The organism is Methylobacterium sp. Leaf104 (assembly GCF_001422885.1).
Lineage (GTDB): Bacteria > Pseudomonadota > Alphaproteobacteria > Rhizobiales > Beijerinckiaceae > Methylobacterium.
Genome location: NZ_LMMZ01000023.1, coordinates 281,416 through 304,853, shown reverse-complemented (window position 1 = coordinate 304,853; position 23,438 = coordinate 281,416). Strand labels below are relative to the sequence as shown.

The following is a 23,438-nucleotide window of genomic DNA, read 5'->3' as shown; positions in this document are numbered from 1 at the left end:
TAAGGATAGGACGCGGCGCGCGGGAGAAAGCGCCTGCCGTTCGCCAGCCCTTAACCGGCGACGGCCACGGTCCGGCGCGGGCCATCCCTGCGCCCTGCCTGGAACCTTCCGTGCCGCGTTCCCAAGCGACGACCCTGGACCATCTTCACCTGCCGGCGGGCGCACGCCTGTTCTCGGCCGGCGACGTGGGCGACGCCGCCTACCTGATCGTCAGCGGCCGGCTGGAGATCGTCCTGGAGCGCCCGGAAGGCGACCTCATCCTCGCCCATCGCGGTCCCGGCGAGATCGTCGGCGAGATGGCGATCCTCGACCACCAGCCGCGCTCGGCCGCGGTCCGCGCCCTGGAAGCCAGCGAGCTCGTCGTCATCACCGAGGAGCAGCTCTCCCACCGGATCGCCCAGACGGATCCGATCCTGCGCATGTGCCTCGGTGTGGTGCTGTCCCGCTACCGCCAGACCGTGACGATCCTGGAGCAGATGAAGGGCGCCGCGCCGCCGCCCATCCTCGGCGCCGATGCGCCGCCCTCCGAAACCTTCGCGGCCGCCCTCGGCGCCCTGTCCCTGGAGCGCGAGATCCGCGCCGGCCTGCGCAACGGCGAGTTCGAGCTGTACTTCCAGCCGATCGTGCGGCTGTCGTCCCGGCGCCTCGCCGGCTTCGAGGCCCTGATGCGCTGGCGCCATCCGACCCGCGGTCTGGTCGCCCCCATCGAGTTCATCCCGGCGGCCGAGGCGTCCGGCCTCATCGTCGACCTCACGGCCTACGCCTTCGACGAGGTCGGCCGCGTCTTCCCCGAGCTGATGCTCGCCGCGCAGAACCATCGGGACGCGCTCGACGGCCCCCTGTTCATGACGGTCAACGTCTCGGGCCGCGACCTCGCCGGCGCCTCGTTCCCGCAGATGATCGCCGACTTCCTGGACCGCACCGAGATCGCGCCCAGCAGCCTCAAGATCGAGGTGACGGAGAGCATGTTGATGGACGATCCGGAGCGCGCCGCGGCCGCCCTCGCCCAGTGCCGGCAGGCCGGCCTCGGCATCGCCATCGACGATTTCGGGACGGGCTATTCCTCGCTGAGCTACCTCAGCACCCTCCCGGTGACGACGCTGAAGATCGACCGGGCCTTCGTGCGGACCCTGCTCGCCGACCAGACCAGCCGGGGCATCGTGCAGACGATCCTGCGCCTGGCCGACGACCTCGCCGTCACCGTGGTGGCCGAGGGCATCGAGCAGGGGGCCGAGGCCGACCTCCTGGCGGGCATGGGATGCGCCTTCGGCCAGGGCTACCATTTCGGACGGCCGGCGCCCCTGGACGGCGCGCTCCAGGCGATCCGCGACTGGCCGGCGACAGAGCCGGCGCCGGCCGGCCTCCGCCTGATCGCCTGACCGACGCGCCGCCCGGAGGCCGGGCGGCGCCGGAATCCGGCGGCGTGCCTGTGCGGGTCAGCCGAACAGGATCATGGCCTTCGAGACCGTGCTCCAGATGCCCCAGGCGATCGGCAGGCCGACGGCGACCCAGGCCAGCACCGCGAGGGGCGTGACGCCGCCGCGGCCGATGCCGTAATCGCCGGCCCGGCCCGCCGTCGCGGTGCCGCCCTTGCTCGTCGCGGCGAGTTCGGCGTCGTTCATGAACCAGCGCGCCGCGAGCGGTCGCACCAGGAGGTTGGCGACGAAGCCCGCCGCCAGGAAGCCCGCCAGGATGTACATCGTGCGTGTGTAGAGCGCCGCACCCTGGATGCCGGCATCGACCTGGGCCTGGCGGATCGCCGTCACGACGAAGGGCCCGACCACGCCCGCCGTCGACCAGGCGGTGAGGAGCCGCCCGTGGATGGCGCCGACGAACTGCGTTCCGAAGATGTCGGCGAGGTAGGCCGGGATCGTGGCGAAGCCGCCGCCATACATCGACAGGATCACGCAGAAGAACGTCACGAACAGCGCCTTCGAGCCGATCGACGCCGCCCAGGGCGCCCCCGCGTAGAGCAGGCATCCGAGGGCGAAGAAGGTCGCGTAGGTGACCTTGCGGCCGATCTTGTCCGACATCGAGGCCCAGAAGAAGCGCCCCAGGATGTTGAACAGCGACAGCAGCCCGACAAACCCGGCCGCCACCGCCGCGATCTGGGTCTTCTGTCCGGCATCGAGCTGGCCGAAGCCGAGCCCGGGCTGGCCGATCAGCGCGCCGCCGAAGATCTCCTGCAGCATCGGCGACGCGAGGGCGAGCACGCCGATGCCGGCCGACACGTTGAGGCAGAGCACCGCCCAGAGCAGCCAGAACTGCGGCGTCCGGTGCGCCCGGTCGAGATGGACGTGGCCCGAGGTGATCATCGCGCTCTTGGCCGCCGGTGCGGTGAAGCCCTCCGGCTGCCAGCCGGCGGGGGGCACACGGTAGCCGAAGGCCCCGCAGAGCATCGCCACGATGTAGAGCCCGCCCATGACCGTGAGCGTCTGCCAGACGCCGGCCGAATCCGGGGTCTTGAAGGTGTTGATCAGCAGGGTGGCGAGGGGCGAACCGATCATGGCGCCGCCGCCGAATCCCATGATGGCCATGCCGGTGGCCATGCCGCGGCGGTCCGGGAACCACTTCACCAGGGTCGAGACCGGCGAGATGTAACCGAGGCCGAGGCCGATGCCGCCGATCAGGCCCATGCCGAGCCAGATCAGCCAGAGCTGGTGGGTGTAGACGCCGAAGGCTCCGATCAGGAAGCCGCCCCCCCAGCACAGGGCCGCGGCGAGGCCGGCCTTGCGGGGGCCGGCCCGCTCCAGCCAGCCACCGAACACCGCCGCCGAGAGGCCGAGCATGACGATGCCGATGGAGAAGACGATGACGAGGTCGCTGACGCGCCAGTCGCAGGTGGTGGTGAACAGCGCCGTGGCGATGCTCATGTCCGGGCAGGCGGCCGGTGCCGGCTGGCCGACGCTGAGCGCCCGGGACAGGGGCAGCCAGAACACCGACAGCCCGTAGGACATCCCGATGCAGAGGTGGATGGCGAGGGCCGCGGGCGGCACCAGCCACCGGTTGAAGCCGGGCTTGGCGACGATCGCTTCGCGGGAGAGCCACCCGGGCGTGTGTGCGTCCGATAAGGACTCGTCTGCTACGCGAACGTTCATCGCTGGCTTTGCTCCCCGGATATGCCGCCATTCGGCTATTTCGAAGGATTAAAGCACGTGGAAAAACGTAACGCCATGGCGGGCAGCCGCGTTCGTCGAACGAATTGCTTGCCCTGTCAGCGTGCCGTGACGGGCTGCGACGGATTGATCGCAGGTCCATCTTGGATTTAGGGCGATCCTCAGCCGCATGCCATGTCGCGGCTCGGGGATGTTTCGCGCTGAAGAGATCAGCCTAAGAGATCAGCCGAAGGGATGTACCGAGGCGACCGGGCGCGGTTCGACGATCGTTCATCGTTGCGCGGCCGTCCTGCGAACATCCGATGCGGGCGGATCGGAGACGCGCACGGAAGCTCTTCATTCCGTGGGCGCCGGTCCCGCTTCCCCGCGCCCTAGTCTCGGGAGCAGCCGCACATAGATCAGCTCGCTCGCCAGTTCGACCAGCGTCTGCGTGACGATCACGGCCGGCAGGAGGGGAATCCCGCCCGGGACCGCGAAGGCCAGCGGCAGGACGACGAGCGAGTTGCGGGTCGCGGCGCTGAAGGCCAGCGTCCGGCCGGCGGACGCATCGAGCCGGAACAGCCGTCCGGTTCCCCAGCCGATGAGCGGCGCCGCGACGGCAAAGGCCGCGTAGACCGGAACGACCCGTGCGGCCTGAGGCAGGGCCGGGCCGAGCTGCGGCAGCACCGCCGCGATGACCACGAACAGGACCAGGGACGTCGCCGGCACCGGCAGAAGCCCCAGCACGGCGGCGGCCCGTCGGCCGGTGCGGCTGCGCGCTCCCCAGACCTGCACGAGGACGCCCGCCGCCAGCGGCAGGGCGATCAACCAGACGAAGGCCTGGACGAACGGCCCGACCCGCACGAACCGCGCCGCGTCCTCGCCGAGCAAGGCGGTCAGGTAGAGCGGCAGCAACGCCATCTGCGCCGCGAGGAGCGCCGGGGTCGCGGCCAGCAGGATCCCGGCATCCGCGCGCCCGAGATGCGCGAACGTCACGACGTAGTCGATGCAGGGCGTCAGCAGCACCATCAGCACGCCGAGACGCAGCATCGGGTCGTCCGGGAGCAGTTGAACCAGACCGGCGACCAGCAGCGGGATCGCCAGGAAGTTGACGGCCATGAGGGCGGCCAGGAAGCGGGCACGGGTGAAGGCACTGCCGAGCTCCCGCAGGGGCACCTGCAGGAAGGTCACGAACAGCATCAGCGCCAGGGCCGGGTTGATCCCGGCTTCCAGCGCGGCGGTTCCCGGCACGGTGAGCGCCGCGCCGGCGGCGGCGGCGATGGCGGCGAAGTAGATCCCGATCTGGCGGCCCTCGAACGCGTCCCGGAGCGTGCCGACGCGGTCGCGCAGGGATCGGTTCTCGCGGGCGGCGGCCATCAGGATCCGTCCGCCGACGCATCGCGCCGGAAGACCAGCGCCAGATTGTTCGCCGGCAGGGTCAGGCGGGAATCGAGGCGCAGGCCGCGCCGTGCGGCCGTCTCGACGACCGCCTCGAGGTCGCGCACGCCCCAGCGCGGATCGCGCGCGCGCAGGTCGTGGTCGAAGGCGGCATTGCTCTCCGCGGTGTGCCGCCCGTTCTCGCGGAAGGCGCCGTACAGGAACAGGACGCTGCCCGGCGAAAGCGTGCGGGCCGCTCCCGCCATCAGCCCCTCGGTGGCGGACCACGGCGCGATGTGGACCATGTTGATGCACAGGATGGCGTCGGCGTGCGGGATCGGCCAGGCCGGTGAAGCGGCGTCGAGGTCGAGGGGCGGCCGGAGGTTGGTGCAGCCCGCGGCCTCCGCATGGGCCGCGATGCTGCGGCGATAGGCCGGCTCGGGGTCGCTCGGCTGCCAGGTCAGCCCTGGCAGGGCGGCGGCGAAGTGCACGGCGTGCTCGCCCGACCCGCTGGCGATCTCCAGGACCGTGCCGGTCTCGGGCAGGACGTCCCGCAGCACGGCGAGGATCGCCGCACGGTTGCGCGCCACCGCCGGCGCGACCAGTGCGCTGTGTCCCACATCCCAGTCCTTCATGGTCCGTCCGATCCCGCTGCCGCGCCGCGCCCGTCATTCCAAATTCGCATCCCTGGCGCAAACGGGCGAGCACGGCTGTTGCATCTCGACGCCGGAGGCATCAAACACCACCCAGATTTTCGGGCCGTTCGGCTCGCCACCCTCCGGGTGCAGCGAGGCGAAGCGCCGGCATCCATCGCCGCCGTCCGTGATCATCACAGCTCTAAGGACAACGCTATGAAGACGCGCGCCGCGGTCGCGTGGGAGGCCAAGAAGCCTCTCACGATCGAGACCATCGACATCGAGGGACCCAAGGCCGGCGAAGTTCTCGTCGAACTGATGGCCACCGGCATCTGCCACACCGACGCCTACACCCTGTCGGGCCTCGATTCCGAGGGCAAGTTCCCGGCGATCCTCGGCCACGAGGGCGCGGGCATCGTCCGCGAGGTCGGCGCCGGCGTGACCGCGCTGAAGCCGGGCGACCACGTCATCCCGCTCTACACCCCGGAATGCCGCAACTGTAAGTCCTGCCTGTCGCAGCGCACGAACCTCTGCACCGCCATCCGGGCGACGCAGGGACAGGGCGTGATGCCGGACGGCACCTCACGCTTCTCCTGCGTCTCCACCGGCGGCAGCCCGAACGGGTCGAACACCCTGTTCCACTACATGGGCTGCTCGACCTTCTCGAACTTCACGGTGCTGCCGGCCATCGCGCTCGCCAAGATCCGCGAAGACGCCCCCTTCGACAAGATCTGCTACATCGGCTGCGGCGTCACCACCGGCATCGGGGCGGTGATCTACACCGCCAAGGTCTGGCCCGGCGCCAACGTCGTGGTGTTCGGCCTCGGCGGCATCGGCCTCAACGTGCTCCAGGCCGCCCGCATGGTCGGTGCCGACAAGATCATCGGCGTCGACATCAACCCGGACAAGCAGGAGATGGCCCGCAAGTTCGGCATGACCCACTTCATCAACCCGAAGGAGGTCGGCAACGATCACGTCGTCCAGGCGATCCTCGACGTGACCGGCGGCGGCGCGGACTTCTCGTTCGACTGCACCGGCAACGTCAACGTGATGCGCCAGGCCCTCGAGTGCTGCCACCGCGGCTGGGGCGAGTCGATCGTCATCGGCGTGGCCGAGGCCGGCAAGGAGATCGCGACCCGTCCGTTCCAGCTCGTCACCGGCCGCGTCTGGAAGGGCTCGGCCTTCGGCGGCGCCCGCGGCCGCACCGACGTGCCGAAGATCGTCGACTGGTACATGGAGGGGAAGATCAACATCGACGACCTGATCACCCACACCATGCCGCTCGACCAGATCAACCACGGCTTCGACCTCATGCACGAGGGCAAGTCGATCCGGTCGGTGGTGGTTTACTAGGAACGACGCGCTTTCCCCTCCCCCTCGCGGGGAGGGGCCGGGGGTGGGGGCGGCTCCGCCAGCCTTCGGAGCGTCAGGATCGCCCAACCACCCCCACCTCCTCCCTGAAAGGGGGAGGAGCGGCGCCGATCCGAGACGCGTTCGGCGACGGCGACAGCCTCGCCCCCATCAGGAGAGCAGCTTCATGGAAACCATCTCGAAGGCCCGCGCCCATGGCGGCACGCAGGGCGTCTACAAGCACGATGCGCAGACCACGGGCTGCCCGATGACCTTCGCGGTGTTCGTGCCGCCGCAGGCCGAGGCCGGTCCGGTGCCCGTGCTGTGGTACCTGTCGGGCCTGACCTGCACCCACGCCAACGTCATGGACAAGGGCGAGTACCGGAAGGCCGCCGCCGAGCACGGCGTCATCGTCGTGGCCCCCGACACCAGCCCGCGCGGTGCCGGCATCCCCGACGAGGCGGATAACTGGCAGTTCGGCTCCGGCGCCGGATTCTACCTCGACGCCACCCAGGCCCCCTACGCCACGAACTACCGGATGTGGAGCTACGTGACCGAGGAACTGCCTGCCCTCATCGCGAAGGCGTTTCCGGCCGACATGTCCCGCCAGGGCATCTTCGGCCATTCGATGGGCGGCCACGGAGCGCTGACCATCGCCCTCACCTATCCCGACCGCTTCAAGTCCTGCTCGGCCTTCGCGCCGATCGCCCAGCCCTCCACCGCCGGCTGGTCGAAGCCGGCCTTCGAGAAGTATCTCGGATCCGATGCGAGCACCTGGCGCGCCCACGACGCAACCGCGCTGATCGCCGATGGCCACCGCTTCTCCGAGTTCCTGGTCGACCAGGGCACCGCCGACAGCTTCCTCGACGACGGTTTGCGTCCGTGGCTGCTGGAGGAGGCCTGCAAGACGGCGGGCATTCCCCTGACCCTCAACATGCGCGAGGGCTACGACCACTCGTACTACTTCATCTCGACCTTCATGGCCGACCACATCGCCTGGGCGGCCGCCCGCCTGAAGTAGGCGCGCCTACCCGGATGCGGCGACCAGGCGGTCGAGGCGCATCCGGGTGATCAGGGCGATCTCGTCGAGGGCGGCCCGCTCCTCCTCGGCGGGGGTCCCGCGCAGGCGCGCCTCGAAGATCGCCAAGATCTCGGCCCGCGCCCGTCCGCGGACCGCGACGATGAAGGGAAAGCCGAAGCGCCGGCGATAGGCGGCGTTGAGGCGATCGAAGGCCTCCGCATCCGCGGCCGGCATGTGGTCGAGCCCGGCGCTGCCCTGCTCGCTGGCCGAATCCGCCGTCATGCCGCGGGCCCGCGCCTCGGGGCCGGCGAGTTCCGGATGCCCGTTCAGGAAGGCGATGCGGGTCTCGGCCGGCGCCGCCCGGACGGCCCGCATCATGGCCCCATGCAGGGCGTCGACGCTGGCGAAGGGGCCATGCGCATGGGCACGCTCGGCCACCCAGGCCGCATGCTCGAACACCCCGCCGAACCGGACGACGAAGCCGGCGGCATCGAGCCGGTTGACGGCGGCGAGGTCGAGCTTCCCAGGATCGGCCATGGCCGTCAGCTGCCCCGATAGGTGGCGCAGGTGCCGGGCGCGCACAGCATCGGCACGTGGTAGTGCTGCGCGGCATCGAAGACCGCGAAGCGCACCACCGGGTTGTCGACGAAGATGTCGGCCTCGGCCACGCCGGGCTTGGCCTTCAGGTAGGCGTCGATGTGGAACTCGAGCTGGTACTGCCCGGCCTTCGCCTCCGCGGCGGGCAGGATCGGCGCGTCGGTGCGCCCGTCGGCGTTGGTGACGACGCTCTTCACGAGGCGCCAGGCGCCGCCCTCCCGCACCGAGAAGTCGATGCGGACCCCCGGCGCCGGGCGCCCGCGATCCGCGTCGAGGACATGTGTGGTGATGCCGGCCATGATGTCTCGGGCTCCGCGAAGGGTCTGGTCTCGGGCGGGTCGGCCGGCGCGTCAGCTGCCGCGATAGTAGGAATAGCCCCAGGGGGTGAACAGCACCGGCAGGTGGTAGCGCTGCCCGGCATCCCGGATCACGAAGCGCACCGGCACGAGGCCGAGGAAGTTCGGCCGGGGCAGCGCCACGCCGAACCCGGCGAAGTACGCCTCGAAATGCATGAGCACCTCGTACTGGCCGACCTTCAGGGCCTCGTCGACGAGGAGCGGTTCGGCCGGACGGCCGTTGGCGGCGGTCGTCACGGTCTTGAGCGTCCGGTAGGCATCGCCCTCGCGGATCGCGAGGTCGCAGACCATGCCGGCGCCGGGGGTGCCGTGGAAGTTGTCGATGGCGTGCAGGGTCAGGCGCGGGCCGAGGCCGGCCTGGGATTTCGGCGCCGTCGCGAGGGCGCTCGGCGGGGCCGGGCCGGCCTGCGCCCGCGCGCCGGGGGCGGCGACGGCGCCGAGGCCCGCCCCGACGAGGCTGCGGCGCGTGAGGGCCGATGGATCCATGGCGTCCGTTCCTCCGGGTCAGGCGGGTTCGTGCGCGGCGCGCGCGGCGGCCCGGCGGGCCAGGGCCGCGGGTTCCGGCGGGATGAAGGCGAGGATGAGGAGGAGCGTCGCGACCTCGAAGCCGGCGACGATCCAGAGGCCGGTCGCGGCCGAGCCGGTCTGCTCGCGCAGGGCTCCCATCAGAGCCGGCGCGCCGAACCCGGCGAGGTTCGCCACCGAGTTGATCAGCGCGATGCCGGCCGCCGCGGCCGACCCGGCGAGGAACCGGCCCGGGATCTGCCAGAAGACCGGGATCGCGCTCATGGTCCCGACGATCGCCACCGTCAGGGCGACGATCGACAGCGCCGGGCTGAGCGGCACGAGGATGCCGAGAAGCGCGATCGCCACGGCGCCGATCAGGGCCGGCACCCCGCAATGGAGCCGCGCCTCGCCCGAGCGGTCGGAATGGCGGCCGTTGAGGATCATCCCGGTCGCGCCGCAGAGATAGGCGCCGGACATGATCCAGCCGATGGTGAGCGGATCGGTGTAGCCCGCCTCGCGGACCACGCTCGGGCCGAAAAAGGTCAGGGCCGAGTTCGCGGTGACGATGCAGAAGAAGATCGCGATGCATTGCCAGACCCGTCCGTCCCGCAGGGAGGCCAGGATGCGGTGCTCGCGCGGCCCCAGAGCCGCCGCGTCGCGGGCGAGGTCCGCGCTCACCAGGGCGCGCTGCTCGGGCGTCAGCCACCCGGCCTTCTCCGGCCGGTCGGTGAGGTAGACCAGCGTGACGATCCCGGCGAGGATCGACGGGATGCCCTCCAGGAGGAACACCCACTGCCAGCCGGACCAGCCGTTCACGCCGTCGAGGCCCGTCATGATCGTGCCGGCGAGCGGCCCGCCGATCACCCCTGCGATGGCGGAGGCCGACATGAAGAGGCCGAACACCTTCGCGCGCCGCTGGGTGGGGTACCAGTAGGTCAGGAACAGGATCACGCCCGGATAGAATCCCGCCTCGAACACCCCCAGCAGGAAGCGCAGGACGTAGAACGGGCCGGCGCTGGTGACGAACATCATCGCCACGCAGCACAGGCCCCACAGCAGGGTGATGCGCGCGATGGTCTTGCGGGCGCCGATGCGTTCGAGGAGCAGGTTGCTCGGGACCTCGCAGAGGAAGTAGCCGATGAAGAAGATCCCGGCGCCGATGCCGTAGACGGTTTCGCTGAATTTCAGGTCGGCGAGCATCTGCAGCTTGGCGAAGCCGATATTCACCCGGTCGATCCAGGACAGGATCCAGAGGACCATGAGGAAGGGGAGCAGCCGCCCGGTGATCCGGCGATAGGTCTCGTCGAGGCCGGCCGGCGAGGGCTGTTCGGGCGCCATCAGGACTTCCGCGGATCCGGCGATTCGCACCGGTGTCACGCAGCAAAATGATGCAAATCGGGGGCCATGGCGATGCCCGGGACGGTCACGTCCCCGTCGAGGCCTGTGCACGGATCGGGCTCCGCGCGGCGGCGATGCGCCGAGCCGGATACCCTTCCGCAATCCGCTCCCTGTAAGAGGGCGCATCGCCCTCTCCCCCGAGCCCCGTCCCATGCGCATGCATTCCGCAGTCGGTCTCGCCGCAGTCGGTCTCGCCGCCGCCGGTCTCGCCTTATCCGGCCGCGCCGCGTGACCGCGACGGTCGTCCTCGCCCTCGTGCCGATCGCCCTGCTGATCGGCCTCGGCATGTATCTGCGCCGCAACGGGCTCCTGGCCGAGTCGTTCTGGGCGCAGGCGGAGCGCCTCGGCTACTACGTGCTGCTGCCGGCGCTCTTCGTACACGGCCTCGCCACCGCTAGACTCGACGGCGTCCCAGTCCTGGCGCTCGCGGGGGTCCTCGTGGCGTCGACCCTCGTGGTGGCGCTGGTCCTGCTGGCGGTCCGGCCGCGGCTCGGCCTCGATGGAGCGGCCTTCACCTCGGTGTTCCAGGGCGGGGTGCGCTTCAACAACTATGTCGGGGTCTCGGCGGCGGCCGGGCTCTTCGGCACGCAGGGGATCGCCCTCGCGGCCGTCGCCAACGCGGCGATCGTGCCCACCGTCAACATCCTGTGCGTCCTCGTCTTCGCCCGCTTCGGTTCGGGCGGCCGGCTGTCACCGCGGGCGATCCTTCGGCAGCTCCTGCTCAACCCGCTGGTGGTCGCCTGCGCCGTCGGGATCTCCCTGCAGGCCGCGGGCCTCGGTCTGCTGCCGGGCCTGGAGCCGACCCTGAAGGCGCTCGGCCAGGCCTCCCTCCCCCTCGGGCTCCTGTGCGTCGGCGCCGCCCTCGATCCCGGCACGGTGCGGACCTGGCTTCGGCCGGTCCTCGTCGCCTCGGCCGCGAAGTTCGTCCTGATGCCGGCGGTGACGATCCTGGCCTGCCTCGCCGCCGGCCTGCACGGCCCGGCCGCCGCCACGGCCCTGCTGTTCCAGACCCTGCCGACGGCCTCCTCGTCCTACATCATGGCTCGGCAGCTCGGCGGCGATGCCCCGCTGATGGCCGGCATCCTCGCCCTCCAGACCGTGCTCGCCGGGCTCGCCATTCCGCTGGTGATGCTCATTCTGGAGGGCTTCACCGCCTGAGGCCTTCAGGCGGCGTAGCGGGCGAGCGCCAGGTCGGAATGGTCGATGTCGGGCGCGCGCCCGGACATCAGGTCGGCCAGCATCCGCCCAGAGCCGCAGGCCATCGTCCAGCCCAGGGTGCCGTGCCCGGTATTCGTGTAGAGGTTGGCGTAGCGGGTGGCGCCGACGATGGGCGTGCCGTCCGGCGTCATCGGGCGCAGCCCGGTCCAGAACTTGGCCGCCGAGAGATCGCCGCCCCCTGGGAACAGGTCGCGGACGCAGCGCTCCAGGGTCGCCCGGCGCGGTGCGCGCAGGGCATCGCTGAAACCGGCGAGCTCGGCCGTGCCACCCACCCGGATCCGGTCGCCCAGGCGCGTCAGCGCGACCTTGAAGGTCTCGTCCATGACGGTCGAGACCGGCGCCTTGCCGGGGTCGGTGACCGGCAGGGTCAGCGAGTAGCCCTTCACCGGGTAGATCGGCAGCCGCAGGCCGAGGGGATGCAGCAGGGCTGCGGTGAACGAGCCCATGGCGGCGACATAGGCATCGGCCCGGAGGGTCTCGCCGCCGCAGACCACGCCCGTCACCGCATCGCCCGCGGTCTCGATGCCGTCGATGCGGGTGCCGTAGCGGAAGCGCACGCCCAGCCGCTCGCACAGGACCGCCAGGCGCTGCGTGAACAGGTGCGCGTCCCCGGTCTCGTCGCCGGTCAGGCGAAGGCCGCCGACGATCTTGTCCCGCACGGCGGCGAGCGCCGGCTCGGCCGCGATGCACCCGGCGGGGTCCAGCACCGCATAGGCGACGCCGTAGGTGTCGAGGACGCGGGTGTCGTCGCCGACATGATCGAGCTGCTTCTGCGTGCGGAAGAGCTGGAGCGTGCCGCGGGTGCGGTGATCGTAGGCGATCCCGGTCTCGTCGCGCAGGTCGCGCAGGACGTCGCGGCTGTACTCGGCGAGCCGGACCATGCGGCCCTTGTTGCGGATGTAGGCGTCCTCGGTGCAGTTCGCGAGCATGCGCGCGAGCCAGCCGTAGAAGCGCGGCTCGAATGTCGGCCACAGCACGAGGGGCCTGTGGCGCATCATCAGCCACTTCATGGCCTTGATCGGGATGCCGGGGGCCGCCCAGGGGGCCGAGTAGCCCGGCGAGACCTGGCCGGCATTGGCGAAGCTGGTCTCCATCCCGGCGGCGGGCTGCCGGTCCACCACCGTGACCGCGTGACCGGCCTTGGCGAGATAATAGGCCGTGGTGACACCGACCACGCCGCTTCCGAGCACCAGAACCCGCATCGCACGTCTCCCGCAGAGCCGAAGGCCCCAAGCATGGGTGGGGCCAGGACGCGTCGGCCTCGATCCCCCCGGGGGAGAGACACCGAATCCTGCGAGCGGTGCCGCGAATGCGTTGCAGATCCTGCGGCACTTGCGGCATTCTGCACACGATCCTGCGAATCGACGCACGATCCTTGTGAAACGGGTTCGGGACCGGTCGTGCCTCTGGACGAGATCGATGCCGCCATCGTCCGGGTCCTGCGCGAGGATGCGCGGATCCCGAACGCCGCCCTGGCCGAGCGCGTCGGACTTTCGGCCTCCGCCTGCCTGCGCCGGCTGCGGATGCTGGAGCGCAACGGCACGATCCGCGGCTACACCGTGCTCCTCGACGGCCCCGGCTCCGCCGGCCTCGTGGTGATGACCCGGATCTCCCTGGAGCGGCAGACGGAGGATTGCCTCAACCGCTTCGAGGCGGCCGTGCGGCGCTGCCCGGACGTCCAGGATTGCTACCTGATGACCGGGGATTCCGACTACCTTCTGAAGATCCGCGTCGCCGACATGGCGGAGTACGAACGGCTTCATCGCTCGGTGCTGTCCAAGCTGCCCGGCGTGGCCCGCATCCAGTCGAGTTTCACCATCCGCAGCGTCGTCGGCCGCTGACCCCCCTCCGTATGGCGTGGCCGTGAACGCGCCGGCCCTGGTCCCGTTCATGCCAGAACCCTAGTTGGCTAACGAAGCGGGTCGAGGCCGGAGTCCGGAATGCTGGGTTGGTTCAAGGCATTGATGCCGCGCGAGGACCGGTTCTTCGACCTCTTCGAGCGGCATTCGCGCACCCTCGTGGCCGGCGCCGAGGCGCTGCAGGGCGTGCTCCAGGGCGGCGACGCCGTTCCGGGCTACTGCCAGCAGGTGGTGGAGCGCGAGCACGAGGCGGATGCGATCACCGCCGAGGTGCTGCTCGCCGTGCGCCGCAGCTTCATCACGCCCTTCGACCGCGGCGACATCAAGGACCTGATCCAGTCGATGGACGACGCCATCGACCAGATGAACAAGACGGTGAAGACCATCGCCCTGTACGAGGTCCGCAGCTTCGAGCCCCTGATGCGGGAGATGGGCGGCACCGTGATCGAGGCGGCCCGGCTGACCGCCGAGACCATTCCGCTCCTCACCGCCGTCGGCACCCATGCGGGGCGGATCAACGCGCTGACCGAGCAGATCACCCGGGTCGAGGGCCTCTCCGACGAGCTACAGGAGCGCGGTTTGAAGGCGCTCTACCAGGCCCACCGCAACGACGGCGGCGACGGCGACACCATGGCCTACCTCATCGGCGCCGAGATCTACGGCCATCTCGAGGACGTGGTCGACCGGTTCGAGGACGTCGCCAACGAGATCAGCGGCATCGTGATCGAGAACGTGTAGGCGACCCGATGAATGAGGCCACCGCGCTCGCCCTGCCCGCCCTCGCCGGCCTGATCGCCGTCGCGCTGTTCTTCGATTTCCTCAACGGCCTGCACGATGCGGCCAACTCCATCGCCACCATCGTGTCGACGCGGGTGTTGCGGCCGCAATACGCGGTGCTCTGGGCCGCGTTCTTCAACTTCATCGCGTTCCTGTTCTTCGGCCTGCACGTGGCCCAGACCCTCGGAACCGGCATCGTCGATGCCGGGATCATCGATCCGCGGGTGATCTTCAGCGCGCTGCTGGGTGCCATCGCGTGGAACATCGTCACCTGGGTCTACGGCATCCCGTCGAGCAGCTCGCACGCCCTCGTCGGCGGCCTGGTCGGGGCGGGCGTCGCCAAGGCGGGCTTCAGCGCGGTGGTCTGGAGCGGGCTGACCAAGACGGCGGCGGCCATCGTGCTCTCGCCGCTCCTCGGCTTCCTCCTCGCCCTGCTCCTGGTGCTGATCGTGTCCTGGCTCTGCGTCCGCGCGACGCCCTTCGCGGTCGACCGGCGCTTCCGAGCCCTGCAGTTCGTCTCGGCCTCGCTCTACTCCCTCGGGCACGGCGGAAACGACGCCCAGAAGACCATGGGCATCATCGCGGTGCTGCTCTACTCGCAGGGCCATCTCGGGACCTCGTTCCACGTCCCGCTCTGGGTGGTGATCTCCTGCCAGTCGGCCATGGCGCTCGGCACGCTGTTCGGCGGCTGGCGCATCGTTCACACGATGGGCTCGAAGATCACCCGGCTGAACCCGATGCAGGGCTTCTGCGCGGAGACCGGCGGGGCGATCACGCTGTTCACCGCGACCTGGCTCGGCATACCGGTCTCGACCACCCACACCATCACGGGCGCCATCATCGGCGTCGGCGCGGCGCGGCGGACCTCGGCGGTGCGGTGGGGGATCGCCGGCAACATCGTGATCGCCTGGGTGCTGACCCTGCCGGCCGCCGCCCTGATCGCGGCGGCCTGCTACGCGCTCACCGCACGGCTCGGGTGAGGCCGTGCCGCGCCCGCTCGCGACCCCTCGACCGGAGGTGATGGAGGCATGCTGAGCAATGTGGAGATCGTCTGGCGCCTGCTCCTGGCCGCGATCCTGAGCGGGCTGATCGGCATCGAGCGCGAGCGCCTGCTCTGGGCCGCGGGCCTGCGGACGCACATGCTGGTCGGCGTCGGCGCCTGCCTGATCATGATCGTCTCGGCCTTCGGCTTCGCCGACGTGCTCGGGACGCAGAACGTCAGCCTCGATCCCTCGCGCATGGCCGCCCAGGTCGTCTCGGGCATCGGATTTCTCGGAGCGGGGACGATCCTGCTGCGCGGCGAGGTGGTGAAGGGGCTGACCACCGCCGCCAGCCTCTGGGCGGTCGCCGCGGTGGGCCTCGCGGTCGGCGGCGGCCTCTACGTGGCGGGCATCGCCACCACGGTGATCCTGCTCGTGATCCTCGCGGGCATGAAGCCGCTGCAGGAGCGCTACCACGACCGGATGCGGATTCGTCCCCTGCGGGTGGTCGCCGAGCCCGGCTGCATTTCCATCGACGTCCTGCAGTCGGTGTCCGGGGTGCGGTCATCCCGTGTGCGACAATTCGTGACCCGGCGCGGAGACGATCCGGGAATCGACGAGACGCTGATCACCTTCGCGCGGCTCTCGCGCCGCTCGGTGGAAGACATCGCACAGAAACTTCGGGATCATCCCGGTGTCATCAAGGTCGAAGATCTTCCGGACGCCGGCTAGGCATGCATGATGGCGCGCGGACGCTGGCGGGACGACGGCGGCGTCAGGCCGGATGGAACACAAGTGCTGGCGAAAGGCTTCGATGCTGTGCATAGCGTTTGCGCTGGCCGGACCCGGATCGGGTGCCCGGCGCAGCGATGCCCTGGCTTCGCCGGAGTTCCGGGGAGCGCCACGCCTCACGCGATCGCGGGAGGCCCAGTCGTGAGGTTTCGAAGCATGGCGGCGCGGACGGCACGGGTCGCAGACCCCCGGCGGATGCCGGTCCATCCTTGAGCCGTCGGAGCACGATCCCGATTCCCACCCTCGAGGACAAGCGCAAGCGGGCCAAAGGTCACGTCTTCCTGGTCGCGGTGAAGCAGCGGCGCGAGGACCTGCGGGTCTATGCCGTGCAGGCGTCCTCCCAGGACGACGCCCTGGCCATCGTGGCCGCCGCGAGCGCCGAGGGGGCCGCGGTCGAGGCGGCGGGGCGCCTCTCCAAGAAGCTGGCGCGGCCGCTCAAGCTTCAGCCGGAGGTGCCGCGCCCGATCTGAGGGTCGCGCCGCCTAGCGCGGCCCGCAGATCGCGCGGTCGGTGTACAGCACCACGTCACCCTGTTTCGGGTTGTTGACGGAGAACGGCTCCAGGCTCTCGCGGGGCAGGAAGCCGCGGCCGAGCTCGCGGTCGAAGAAGTCGTGCCCGATCTCGACGTAGCAGCGGTCGAGGACGGCGGTGTAGCGCAGGGACGTCTGGACCGCGGCCGGCCCGCCCGGGACACCGTAGGCCGAGCAGTAGCCCGACAGGTCGAGGCTGCCGGGACCCGAGAGCCGGATCGCGCGCGAGGCGCCCGGGCGCACCAGGAAGGAGGGACCGCCCTGCTGCGAACCCACCAAGGTCAGGGGCGACCGGTTGTAGACGTGCCGTATGCAATCGGCGCTCGCAGCGCCTGCGCCGACCATCAGCGCGCCGACGGGCAGCGCCATCCGGACGAACCACCGTATTCCGTTTCGCATCACGCACCTTTTGCCAGGACGACTTGCTGCCAGGACGACTTGCTTCGAGATCCTGCGCAGGGAGCTAGGGCGCCCCATCGGTCAGGGCGAGGCCGCGTCGGTTCGCGATCGGCGGCGTCGGCGTGCGGATGGTGCCGAGGGTTTCCAGAGTGTTCCGCCGGCCGATTGCATCCGTCGCTCGCCAGCCGCGATCTTCGCTCTCGTTCCGGCGATGCAGAACCGATTTCGCGAAGATCGGGCGCCCGATTCGGCGTCTTCGTGCGACGCCGCGAAGTGTTCGTGCGCACACGAAGACGCGAGGGCGGTCAGTCTGGAGAAATTCCAGGGACCGGTATCCGCCGTTCCGCGTTCTTCCGTCAGCGCGCCTCGCAGAAGGCAGGCGCACGCCTGGACGGAACCTGCGTGGTGCCGTGTCACGCCTCGGACCAAGTTCGCCTCGTCACGCGTTCTCCTGGCCTGCGACGTATCCGGGCGCCCGTCCGCTGGCAGCCTCCTCCCGCAACAGGTTCAGAGAACGCCATGCCAAGTTTCGGAGAGAACGAATTGAGTCGACGTGACGTCATGGCCGGCGCGACGGCCTGTGCGGCCCTCGCGGCGGTCCCGGCGCGGGCCGAAGGTCGACCCGACGCCGCCGGTCCCGACCGGCCGGTGCTCGCCAAGGTGTCGCTCACGGTGAACGGGCAGCGCCGCGAACTCGAGCTCGACACACGGACCAGCCTGCTCGATGCCGCGCGCGAGCACCTTCACCTGACCGGCTCCAAGAAGGGCTGCGACCACGGCCAGTGCGGCGCCTGCACGATGATCGTCGACGGCCGGCGCATCAATGCCTGCCTGACCCTCGCGGTCATGCACCAGGGTTCGGAGATCACCACCATCGAGGGCCTGGGCCAGCCCGAGAACCTGCATCCGATGCAGGCCGCCTTCATCAAGCACGACGGCTACCAGTGCGGCTACTGCACCCCGGGCCAGATCTGCTCGGGCGTCGCGGTGCTCGCGGAGATCAAGGCCGGTATTCCGAGCCACGTCACCGCCGACCTCAACGCCCCGATGCAGGTCACGGATGCCGAGATCCGCGAGCGCATGAGCGGCAACATCTGCCGCTGCGGCGCCTATTCCAACATCGTCGAGGCGATGACCGAGGTCGCCGGGAGGCCCGCATGAAGTCCTTCACCTACGAGCGCCCGACCTCGCCCGCCGAAGCCGCCGCTGCCGTGTCCCGCGATCCGAACGCCAAGTTCATCGCCGGCGGCACCAACCTGCTCGACCTGATGAAGCTGCAAATCGAGACGCCGACGCATCTCGTGGACGTCAACGGCCTCGGGCTCGACCGGATCGAAGCCACGCCGGAAGGCGGGCTGCGCGTCGGTGCGCTGGTCCGGAACACCGACCTCGCGGCCGATGCCCGCGTGCGCAAGGACTACGCCGTGCTCTCCCGCGCCCTGCTCGCGGGTGCGTCGGGCCAGCTCCGCAACAAGGCGACCACTGCCGGAAACCTCCTGCAGCGTACTCGCTGCCCGTACTTCTATGACACCGCCCAGGCCTGCAACAAGCGCCAGCCGGGTTCCGGCTGCTCGGCCCTCGACGGCGTCTCGCGTCAGCTCGCCGTCATCGGCGCCAGCGAGGCCTGCATCGCCACGCATCCGGGCGACATGGCGGTGGCCATGCGGGTGCTCGACGCCACCGTCGAGACCGTCGATGCCAAGGGCGGGACGCGCAAGATCCCGATCGCCGAGTTCCACCGCCTGCCGGGCGACCGGCCGGAGGTCGACACCACGCTCGCGCCGGGCGAGCTGATCACGGCCGTGACGCTGCCCAAGCCGCTGGGCGGCGCGCACATCTACCGCAAGGTCCGCGACCGTGCCTCCTACGCCTATGCCCTGGTCTCGGTGGCGGCGGTGGTGCAGCCCGACGGCAGCGGCCGGGCGGCCTTCGGCGGCGTGGCGCACAAGCCCTGGCGGGTCGAGGCAGCCGAGGGCGAGATGGCGAGGGGCGCCAAGGCGGTGACCGCGCAGGCCTTCGCCGGCGCCAAGCCGACCCACGACAATGCCTACAAGCTCACGCTGGCCGAGCGCACGCTCGGCGCGGCGCTGACCGAAGCGAGGGCCTGAGCCATGAAGTTCGACACCCCCGCCGGCCAGAACCCGATCGACCAGCTGAAGCGCGTCGGAAAGGCCACGGACCGCATCGACGGCAAGTTCAAGACCACGGGCACCGCGCCCTACGCCTACGAGCGCCACGACGTCGTGGCGAACCAGGCCTACGGCTACGTCCTCGGCGCCGGCATCGCCAAGGGCCGCATCCGCGCCATTGACACGAAAGCCGCGAAGGCTGCGCCCGGCGTCGTCGCCATCGTCACCACCCTCGACATGCCCGCACTCGGCCTCGGCCGGATGAACGCCGCGAACCTCTTCGGCGGGAACGTGGTCCAGCATTACCACCAGGCCGTCGCAATCGTGGTGGCGGAGACCTTCGAGCAGGCCCGCGCCGCGGCCTTCCTCGTCAAGGTCGATTATGCCCGCGAGGCCGGTCAGTTCGACCTCGCCGCCGTGGCGTCGTCCGCCAAGCCCGTGCCCGGCGACAGCGGCGAGGGAAGCGGCGGCGGCGGCGAAGATCGGCATGGCGATTTCGAGGGCGCCTTCGCGTCGGCCGCCGTCACGTTCGACGAGACCTACACGACCCCCGACGAGAGCCACGCGATGATGGAGCCGCACGCGACCATCGCCGCCTGGGAGGGCGACAAGCTCACCCTCTGGACCTCGAACCAGATGATCGCCTGGACCAAGGGCAGCATCGCCAAGATCCTCAACATCCCGGAGGCGTCGATCCGCGTCGACTCGCCCTATATCGGCGGCGGATTCGGCGGCAAGCTCTTCGTGCGCTCCGATGCCGTCGTGGCGGCGCTGGCCGCCAAGGCCGCCGGCCGCCCGGTCAAGGTCGCGCTCACCCGGCCGCTGGTCGCCAACAACACCACGCACCGGCCGGCCACGATCCAGCGCATCCGCATCGGCGCGACGCCGGACGGGACGATCACCGCTATCGCCCACGAGAGCACCTCCGGCAACCTGCCGAAGGGCAAGCCTGAGACGGCGGTGGATCAGACCAAGCTCCTCTACGCCGGGGCCAATCGCCTGACGGCGATGAAGCTCGCCCATCTCGATCTGCCCGAGGGCAATTCGATGCGGGCGCCGGGCGAGGCGCCGGGCCTGATGGCGCTCGAGATCGCCATGGACGAGATGGCCGAGAAGCTCGGCATGGACCCGGTCGCCTTCCGCGTCCGCAACGACACCCAGGTCGATCCGGGACATCCCGAGCGGCCGTTCTCCCATCGCAACCTCGTCGGCTGCCTGAAGCTCGGTGCCGAGAGATTCAACTGGTCGGCCCGCAACGCCAAGCCCGGCCAGGTTCGCGACGGGCGCTGGCTCGTCGGCATCGGCATGGCGGCGGGCTTCCGCAACAACCTGCTGATGAAGTCGGGCGCCCGCGTCCGCCTCGGGCGCGACGGCATCGTCACGGTCGAGACCGACATGACCGACATCGGCACCGGGTCCTACACCATCATCGCGCAGACGGCCGCCGAGATGATGGGCGTGGGCCTCGACAAGGTCGTGGTGCGCCTCGGCGATTCGTCCTACCCGGTCTCGGCCGGTTCGGGGGGCCAGTTCGGCGCGAACAACTCCACCGCCGGCGTCTACGCCGCGTGCGTCCAGCTCCGCGAGGCGGTGGCGCAGCGCCTCGGCTTCAACTCGGCCGACGTCGTGTTCGCGGAAGGGCAGGTCCGCTCCGGCAACCGCACCGAGGCGCTGGCGAAGGCGGCCAGCGACGGCGAACTCGTGGCCGAGGACTCGATCGAGTACGGCGACCTCGCCAAGAAGCAGCAGCAATCGACCTTCGCGGGCCATTTCGTCGAGGTCGGCGTCGACGTCGACACCGCCGAGATCCGGGTGCGGCGGATGCTGGCCGTCTGCGCGGCGGGACGCATCCTCAACCCGAAATCGGCGCGCAGCCAGGTCATCGGCGGCATGACGATGGGGGTCGGCGGAGCGCTCATGGAGGAACTCGCCGTCGACACCAAGCGGGGCTTCTTCGTCAACCACGATCTGGCCGGCTACGAGGTGCCGGTCCACGCCGACATCCCGCATCAGGAGGTGATCTTTCTCGACGAGGTCGATCCGCAATCCTCGCCCATGAAGGCCAAGGGCGTGGGCGAGCTCGGCATCTGCGGCGTCGGCGCGGCAGTGGCGAACGCGGTCTACAACGCCACGGGCGTGCGGGTGCGAAGCTATCCGATCACCCTCGACAAGCTCCTCGGCCAGATGCCCGACGCGGCCTGACGGAACCGCCAAGCAGCGATGATCCGCTGACGCGCCGGGCTGCCTGGGCGACCGACCCCATCGCCTCGTTTTCGAGCCGGAAGGCTGGCCCGAGAACGATGAGATCCGGGGTTGTCCGTCACCGGCCGCGCCCGCGCCGCGCGCCGCGGACGACCTTTGTCGCCGCCGCAACGGTGCCCAGATCCACGACCGCGCAGAACCCGCGCAGATCGTCCAGGGTGCCCCCCGGAGGTTTCCGTTCTCGCAACCATGAAGTGCCGGATATCGGGCTCACACCCAGCTGCGAGCGAGGCTACGTGCAGGGTCGGTCGCGTCGGCGCGCGCCGGCCCCCATGGTGGCGGGGGCCGTCCACATCCAGGTCGGCCGAACGACGGACCCCACAGGAGACATGCGATGACCAAGGTACTGGTGCTCTACTACTCGTCCTACGGCCATATCGCGCAGATGGCGGACGCCGTCGCGGAAGGCGCGCGCGAGGGCGGAGCCGAGGTCGACATCCGCCGCGTTCCCGAGACGGCGCCGAAGGAGGTCGTCGAGGCCGCGCATTTCAAGACGGACTCGGCGCATCCCCTGATCGAGGGTCCCGACGCGCTCACCGCCTACGACGCCATCGTCGTCGGCGCGCCGACCCGGTACGGCCGGATGCCGAGCCAGATGGCGAGCTTCTGGGACACCACGGGCGGCCTCTGGTTCCAGGGCAAGCTCATCGGCAAGGTCGGGGGCGCCTTCACCTCGACGGCCAGCCAGCATGGCGGGCAGGAGACGACCCTGTTCTCGATCATCACCAACCTGCTGCATCACGGCTTGACCATCGTGGGCCTGGATTACGGATTCCAGGGCCAGATGGGTGCCGACGAGGTCCGCGGCGGCTCGCCCTACGGCGCGACCACGATCGCGGGCGACGGCAGCCGCCAACCCAGCCCGGTCGAGCTGGCCGGCGCCCGCCACCAGGGCAAGCGCATCGCCGAGACCGCAGCGAAACTCCGCGCCTGAGGAGGTCCCGGCATGGCCCAGGGCATCGTCACGCCGACGCGGGCTTCCGCCGAGGGAGCCGCTCCGGCCTCCGCCTCGCTGCTCGACACGGCGCCCTACCGCATCGGGAGCGTCACCCTCGTCGTCCGGGACCTCGACGGCCTCGCCAGCTTCTACCGCGACGTCATCGGCCTCGCGACCGTCTCGCGGGAAGCAGGCGTCGTGCGCCTCGGCGTGGGGTCTACGGTGCTGCTCGAACTCCGGCACGACGCGGCCGCCCATCCCTGGAGCCCGCGCGAGGCGGGGCTCCACCACACGGCCTTCCTGCTGCCGAGCCGTGCGCACCTCGGCGCGTGGCTCGCGCATGCGGCGGAGCTTGGCATCCGCCTGTCGGGGGCGTCCGACCACTTCGTCAGCGAAGCCGTCTACCTCGACGACCCGGAGGGCAACGGCATCGAGGTCTATGCCGACCGCCCGAGTTCGGTGTGGACGCGGGACGATAACTCGATCGTCATGCAGAGGGACCGCCTCGACCCTGCCGCGCTCATGCGGGCCGCATCGGGACGCTGGACCGGCATGCCGCCGGGCGGCCGGGTCGGGCACGTCCACCTGCAGGTGGGCGAGATCGAACCGGCGGATCGCTTCTATGGGGGGCTGCTCGGGTTCGACGTGATGATCCGCCTTCCGGGGGCGACCTTCCTCGGCGCGGGCGGGTACCACCACCAACTCGCGACCAACGTCTGGCACAGCCGAGGCGCGCGGGCTCGGCCCGCCGAGATGGCCGGCCTCGTCGAGGTCGAGTTGCTGGCCGATGCCCCGACGCTGGCGGCGGTCCGGGAGCGCTGCCGGGAGGACGGTCTGACGCCGGACGCGACCGACGGTGCCCTCGTGCTTCAGGATCCCTGGGGCACCCGCCTTCGCTTGGTGGCGCAGGGGAGCGAGGGGCGGCCCGGCGACACGCGTTGAGGCGCCCGGGGATCGAACGCCCCGACAGGTCCGTTACGCGCCGGCCTGCCGTCGACGAGACACTCTCCCTTCCGCACATCCTGAGACCGGCGGTCCAGGGGCCGCGAGCGGAAGCTCGGCTCTGCGTGCGATCCGCGCGACACCCCTCTCGCCCTGCCCGGCGGAGGCCAGGCCTGTCAGCCCCGGAATGCCTTGCACCCGGCCCTTGGGACAGCGGCGAGGGACCCGCACCCTCGCGGCGGATTTTCGCCGAACCGGTCGGGTTGTCGGCGGCCGG

24 protein-coding genes are annotated in these 23,438 nt (G+C 70.5%); 14 read left to right on the top strand and 10 right to left on the bottom strand.

Going from position 1 to position 23,438, the window contains the following annotated elements; all coding sequences use genetic code 11:
• Positions 1-110: 110 nt before the first annotated feature.
• Positions 111-1,379 carry an EAL domain-containing protein gene (locus ASF49_RS13940; RefSeq protein ID WP_056473726.1) on the top strand — a complete coding sequence of 423 codons (1,269 nt, stop codon included), beginning with the start codon at positions 111-113 and terminating at the stop codon, positions 1,377-1,379.
• Between the two features lie 57 nt (positions 1,380-1,436).
• Here the strand turns inward: ASF49_RS13940 and ASF49_RS13935 are convergent, their stop codons facing one another.
• The 4 genes from ASF49_RS13935 to ASF49_RS23695 all read right to left on the bottom strand — a co-directional run bounded on the left by ASF49_RS13935 (position 1,437) and on the right by ASF49_RS23695 (position 5,302).
• Complete coding sequence (locus ASF49_RS13935; RefSeq protein ID WP_056473725.1) at positions 1,437-3,098, bottom strand: OFA family MFS transporter; 1,662 nt, start codon at positions 3,096-3,098, stop codon at positions 1,437-1,439.
• A 354-nt stretch (positions 3,099-3,452) separates the two neighbouring features.
• Positions 3,453-4,472 carry an arsenic resistance protein gene (locus tag ASF49_RS13930; protein ID WP_056473723.1) on the bottom strand — a complete coding sequence of 340 codons (1,020 nt, stop codon included), beginning with the start codon at positions 4,470-4,472 and terminating at the stop codon, positions 3,453-3,455.
• Positions 4,472-5,107, bottom strand: a complete 636-nt coding sequence (locus tag ASF49_RS13925) for a DUF938 domain-containing protein (protein ID WP_056473721.1) — start codon at positions 5,105-5,107, stop codon at positions 4,472-4,474. The genes ASF49_RS13930 and ASF49_RS13925 overlap by 1 nt, the downstream gene beginning before the upstream one ends.
• A 33-nt stretch (positions 5,108-5,140) precedes the next feature.
• A complete protein-coding gene (locus ASF49_RS23695) occupies positions 5,141-5,302 on the bottom strand; it encodes a hypothetical protein (protein ID WP_156653006.1) in 162 nt (53 codons plus the stop codon).
• Between the two features lie 21 nt (positions 5,303-5,323).
• On the opposite strand from ASF49_RS23695, the gene ASF49_RS13920 reads away from it, so the two are divergent.
• Both ASF49_RS13920 and fghA read left to right on the top strand, forming a co-directional pair.
• Positions 5,324-6,460, top strand: a complete 1,137-nt coding sequence (locus ASF49_RS13920) for an S-(hydroxymethyl)glutathione dehydrogenase/class III alcohol dehydrogenase (RefSeq protein ID WP_056473718.1) — start codon at positions 5,324-5,326, stop codon at positions 6,458-6,460.
• 184 nt (positions 6,461-6,644) lie between these two features.
• Positions 6,645-7,478: an S-formylglutathione hydrolase gene (gene fghA, locus ASF49_RS13915; RefSeq protein WP_056473717.1), complete on the top strand. Its 834-nt coding sequence runs from the start codon at positions 6,645-6,647 to the stop codon at positions 7,476-7,478.
• Between the two features lie 6 nt (positions 7,479-7,484).
• Here fghA and uraD read toward each other — a convergent pair whose 3' ends face one another.
• Genes uraD through ASF49_RS13895 form a run of 4 tightly spaced genes read right to left on the bottom strand, consistent with a single transcriptional unit; the run spans position 7,485 to position 10,276 of the window.
• On the bottom strand, positions 7,485-8,015 hold the full coding sequence (gene uraD, locus ASF49_RS13910; RefSeq protein WP_056474410.1) for a 2-oxo-4-hydroxy-4-carboxy-5-ureidoimidazoline decarboxylase: 531 nt from the start codon (positions 8,013-8,015) through the stop codon (positions 7,485-7,487).
• 5 nt (positions 8,016-8,020) lie between these two features.
• Positions 8,021-8,374, bottom strand: a complete 354-nt coding sequence (gene uraH / locus ASF49_RS13905; RefSeq protein WP_056473715.1) for a hydroxyisourate hydrolase — start codon at positions 8,372-8,374, stop codon at positions 8,021-8,023.
• A 51-nt stretch (positions 8,375-8,425) separates the two neighbouring features.
• Entirely contained in the window at positions 8,426-8,917 is a 492-nt protein-coding gene (locus tag ASF49_RS13900; RefSeq protein ID WP_056473713.1) for a hydroxyisourate hydrolase, read from the bottom strand.
• An 18-nt stretch (positions 8,918-8,935) separates the two neighbouring features.
• Positions 8,936-10,276 (bottom strand): MFS transporter, encoded by a 1,341-nt coding sequence (locus ASF49_RS13895; protein ID WP_056473711.1) that lies wholly within the window; start codon positions 10,274-10,276, stop codon positions 8,936-8,938.
• Between the two features lie 288 nt (positions 10,277-10,564).
• Between ASF49_RS13895 and ASF49_RS13890 the strand changes: the two genes are divergently transcribed.
• Positions 10,565-11,494 (top strand): AEC family transporter, encoded by a 930-nt coding sequence (locus ASF49_RS13890; protein WP_156653005.1) that lies wholly within the window; start codon positions 10,565-10,567, stop codon positions 11,492-11,494.
• 5 nt (positions 11,495-11,499) lie between these two features.
• On the opposite strand, the gene ASF49_RS13885 is transcribed toward ASF49_RS13890, so the two are convergent.
• Positions 11,500-12,756: a D-amino acid dehydrogenase gene (locus tag ASF49_RS13885; protein ID WP_056473709.1), complete on the bottom strand. Its 1,257-nt coding sequence runs from the start codon at positions 12,754-12,756 to the stop codon at positions 11,500-11,502.
• A gap of 198 nt (positions 12,757-12,954) precedes the next feature.
• Here ASF49_RS13885 and ASF49_RS13880 point away from each other — a divergent pair, with 198 nt between their 5' ends.
• From ASF49_RS13880 to ASF49_RS13860, 5 genes are all read left to right on the top strand, one after another.
• Complete coding sequence (locus ASF49_RS13880; protein WP_056473707.1) at positions 12,955-13,395, top strand: Lrp/AsnC family transcriptional regulator; 441 nt, start codon at positions 12,955-12,957, stop codon at positions 13,393-13,395.
• A 99-nt stretch (positions 13,396-13,494) separates the two neighbouring features.
• Positions 13,495-14,151 (top strand): DUF47 domain-containing protein, encoded by a 657-nt coding sequence (locus tag ASF49_RS13875; RefSeq protein WP_056473705.1) that lies wholly within the window; start codon positions 13,495-13,497, stop codon positions 14,149-14,151.
• Between the two features lie 8 nt (positions 14,152-14,159).
• Entirely contained in the window at positions 14,160-15,170 is a 1,011-nt protein-coding gene (locus ASF49_RS13870; RefSeq protein ID WP_056473703.1) for an inorganic phosphate transporter, read from the top strand.
• Between the two features lie 48 nt (positions 15,171-15,218).
• Entirely contained in the window at positions 15,219-15,902 is a 684-nt protein-coding gene (locus ASF49_RS13865; RefSeq protein ID WP_056473701.1) for an MgtC/SapB family protein, read from the top strand.
• A gap of 269 nt (positions 15,903-16,171) precedes the next feature.
• Positions 16,172-16,432, top strand: coding sequence for a hypothetical protein (locus tag ASF49_RS13860; RefSeq protein WP_056473700.1), 261 nt, complete (start codon positions 16,172-16,174; stop codon positions 16,430-16,432).
• Positions 16,433-16,444: 12 nt separating this feature from the next.
• Here ASF49_RS13860 and ASF49_RS13855 read toward each other — a convergent pair whose 3' ends face one another.
• Positions 16,445-16,861, bottom strand: a complete 417-nt coding sequence (locus ASF49_RS13855) for a hypothetical protein (protein WP_056473699.1) — start codon at positions 16,859-16,861, stop codon at positions 16,445-16,447.
• A gap of 591 nt (positions 16,862-17,452) precedes the next feature.
• On the opposite strand from ASF49_RS13855, the gene paoA reads away from it, so the two are divergent.
• The 5 genes from paoA (at position 17,453) to ASF49_RS13830 (ending at position 23,161) form a co-directional block, all read left to right on the top strand.
• Positions 17,453-18,052 carry an aldehyde dehydrogenase iron-sulfur subunit PaoA gene (gene paoA, locus ASF49_RS13850; RefSeq protein ID WP_056473698.1) on the top strand — a complete coding sequence of 200 codons (600 nt, stop codon included), beginning with the start codon at positions 17,453-17,455 and terminating at the stop codon, positions 18,050-18,052.
• Entirely contained in the window at positions 18,049-18,999 is a 951-nt protein-coding gene (locus ASF49_RS13845; RefSeq protein WP_056473697.1) for an FAD binding domain-containing protein, read from the top strand. Before paoA ends, ASF49_RS13845 begins: the two co-directional genes overlap by 4 nt.
• Before the next feature lie 3 nt (positions 19,000-19,002).
• Positions 19,003-21,222, top strand: coding sequence for an aldehyde oxidoreductase molybdenum-binding subunit PaoC (gene paoC, locus ASF49_RS13840; RefSeq protein WP_056473696.1), 2,220 nt, complete (start codon positions 19,003-19,005; stop codon positions 21,220-21,222).
• Between the two features lie 394 nt (positions 21,223-21,616).
• A complete protein-coding gene (gene wrbA, locus ASF49_RS13835) occupies positions 21,617-22,216 on the top strand; it encodes an NAD(P)H:quinone oxidoreductase (RefSeq protein WP_056473694.1) in 600 nt (199 codons plus the stop codon).
• A gap of 12 nt (positions 22,217-22,228) precedes the next feature.
• Positions 22,229-23,161 (top strand): VOC family protein, encoded by a 933-nt coding sequence (locus ASF49_RS13830; RefSeq protein ID WP_082511271.1) that lies wholly within the window; start codon positions 22,229-22,231, stop codon positions 23,159-23,161.
• Positions 23,162-23,438: the final 277 nt, after the last annotated feature.

Bases quoted from the DNA above. Each gene is read 5' to 3' on its own strand.
- ASF49_RS13935 (WP_056473725.1), bottom strand. From the start codon at position 3,098: ATGAACGTTCGCGTAGCAGACGAGTCCTTATCGGACGCACACACGCCC.
- ASF49_RS13930 (WP_056473723.1), bottom strand. From the start codon at position 4,472: ATGGCCGCCGCCCGCGAGAACCGATCCCTGCGCGACCGCGTCGGCACG.
- ASF49_RS13925 (WP_056473721.1), bottom strand. From the start codon at position 5,107: ATGAAGGACTGGGATGTGGGACACAGCGCACTGGTCGCGCCGGCGGTG.
- ASF49_RS23695 (WP_156653006.1), bottom strand. From the start codon at position 5,302: ATGATCACGGACGGCGGCGATGGATGCCGGCGCTTCGCCTCGCTGCAC.
- ASF49_RS13920 (WP_056473718.1), top strand. From the start codon at position 5,324: ATGAAGACGCGCGCCGCGGTCGCGTGGGAGGCCAAGAAGCCTCTCACG.
- fghA (WP_056473717.1), top strand. From the start codon at position 6,645: ATGGAAACCATCTCGAAGGCCCGCGCCCATGGCGGCACGCAGGGCGTC.
- uraD (WP_056474410.1), bottom strand. From the start codon at position 8,015: ATGGCCGATCCTGGGAAGCTCGACCTCGCCGCCGTCAACCGGCTCGAT.
- uraH (WP_056473715.1), bottom strand. From the start codon at position 8,374: ATGGCCGGCATCACCACACATGTCCTCGACGCGGATCGCGGGCGCCCG.
- ASF49_RS13900 (WP_056473713.1), bottom strand. From the start codon at position 8,917: ATGGATCCATCGGCCCTCACGCGCCGCAGCCTCGTCGGGGCGGGCCTC.
- ASF49_RS13895 (WP_056473711.1), bottom strand. From the start codon at position 10,276: ATGGCGCCCGAACAGCCCTCGCCGGCCGGCCTCGACGAGACCTATCGC.
- ASF49_RS13885 (WP_056473709.1), bottom strand. From the start codon at position 12,756: ATGCGGGTTCTGGTGCTCGGAAGCGGCGTGGTCGGTGTCACCACGGCC.
- ASF49_RS13875 (WP_056473705.1), top strand. From the start codon at position 13,495: ATGCTGGGTTGGTTCAAGGCATTGATGCCGCGCGAGGACCGGTTCTTC.
- ASF49_RS13870 (WP_056473703.1), top strand. From the start codon at position 14,160: ATGAATGAGGCCACCGCGCTCGCCCTGCCCGCCCTCGCCGGCCTGATC.
- ASF49_RS13865 (WP_056473701.1), top strand. From the start codon at position 15,219: ATGCTGAGCAATGTGGAGATCGTCTGGCGCCTGCTCCTGGCCGCGATC.
- ASF49_RS13855 (WP_056473699.1), bottom strand. From the start codon at position 16,861: ATGGCGCTGCCCGTCGGCGCGCTGATGGTCGGCGCAGGCGCTGCGAGC.
- paoA (WP_056473698.1), top strand. From the start codon at position 17,453: ATGGCCGGCGCGACGGCCTGTGCGGCCCTCGCGGCGGTCCCGGCGCGG.
- ASF49_RS13845 (WP_056473697.1), top strand. From the start codon at position 18,049: ATGAAGTCCTTCACCTACGAGCGCCCGACCTCGCCCGCCGAAGCCGCC.
- paoC (WP_056473696.1), top strand. From the start codon at position 19,003: ATGAAGTTCGACACCCCCGCCGGCCAGAACCCGATCGACCAGCTGAAG.
- wrbA (WP_056473694.1), top strand. From the start codon at position 21,617: ATGACCAAGGTACTGGTGCTCTACTACTCGTCCTACGGCCATATCGCG.
- ASF49_RS13830 (WP_082511271.1), top strand. From the start codon at position 22,229: ATGGCCCAGGGCATCGTCACGCCGACGCGGGCTTCCGCCGAGGGAGCC.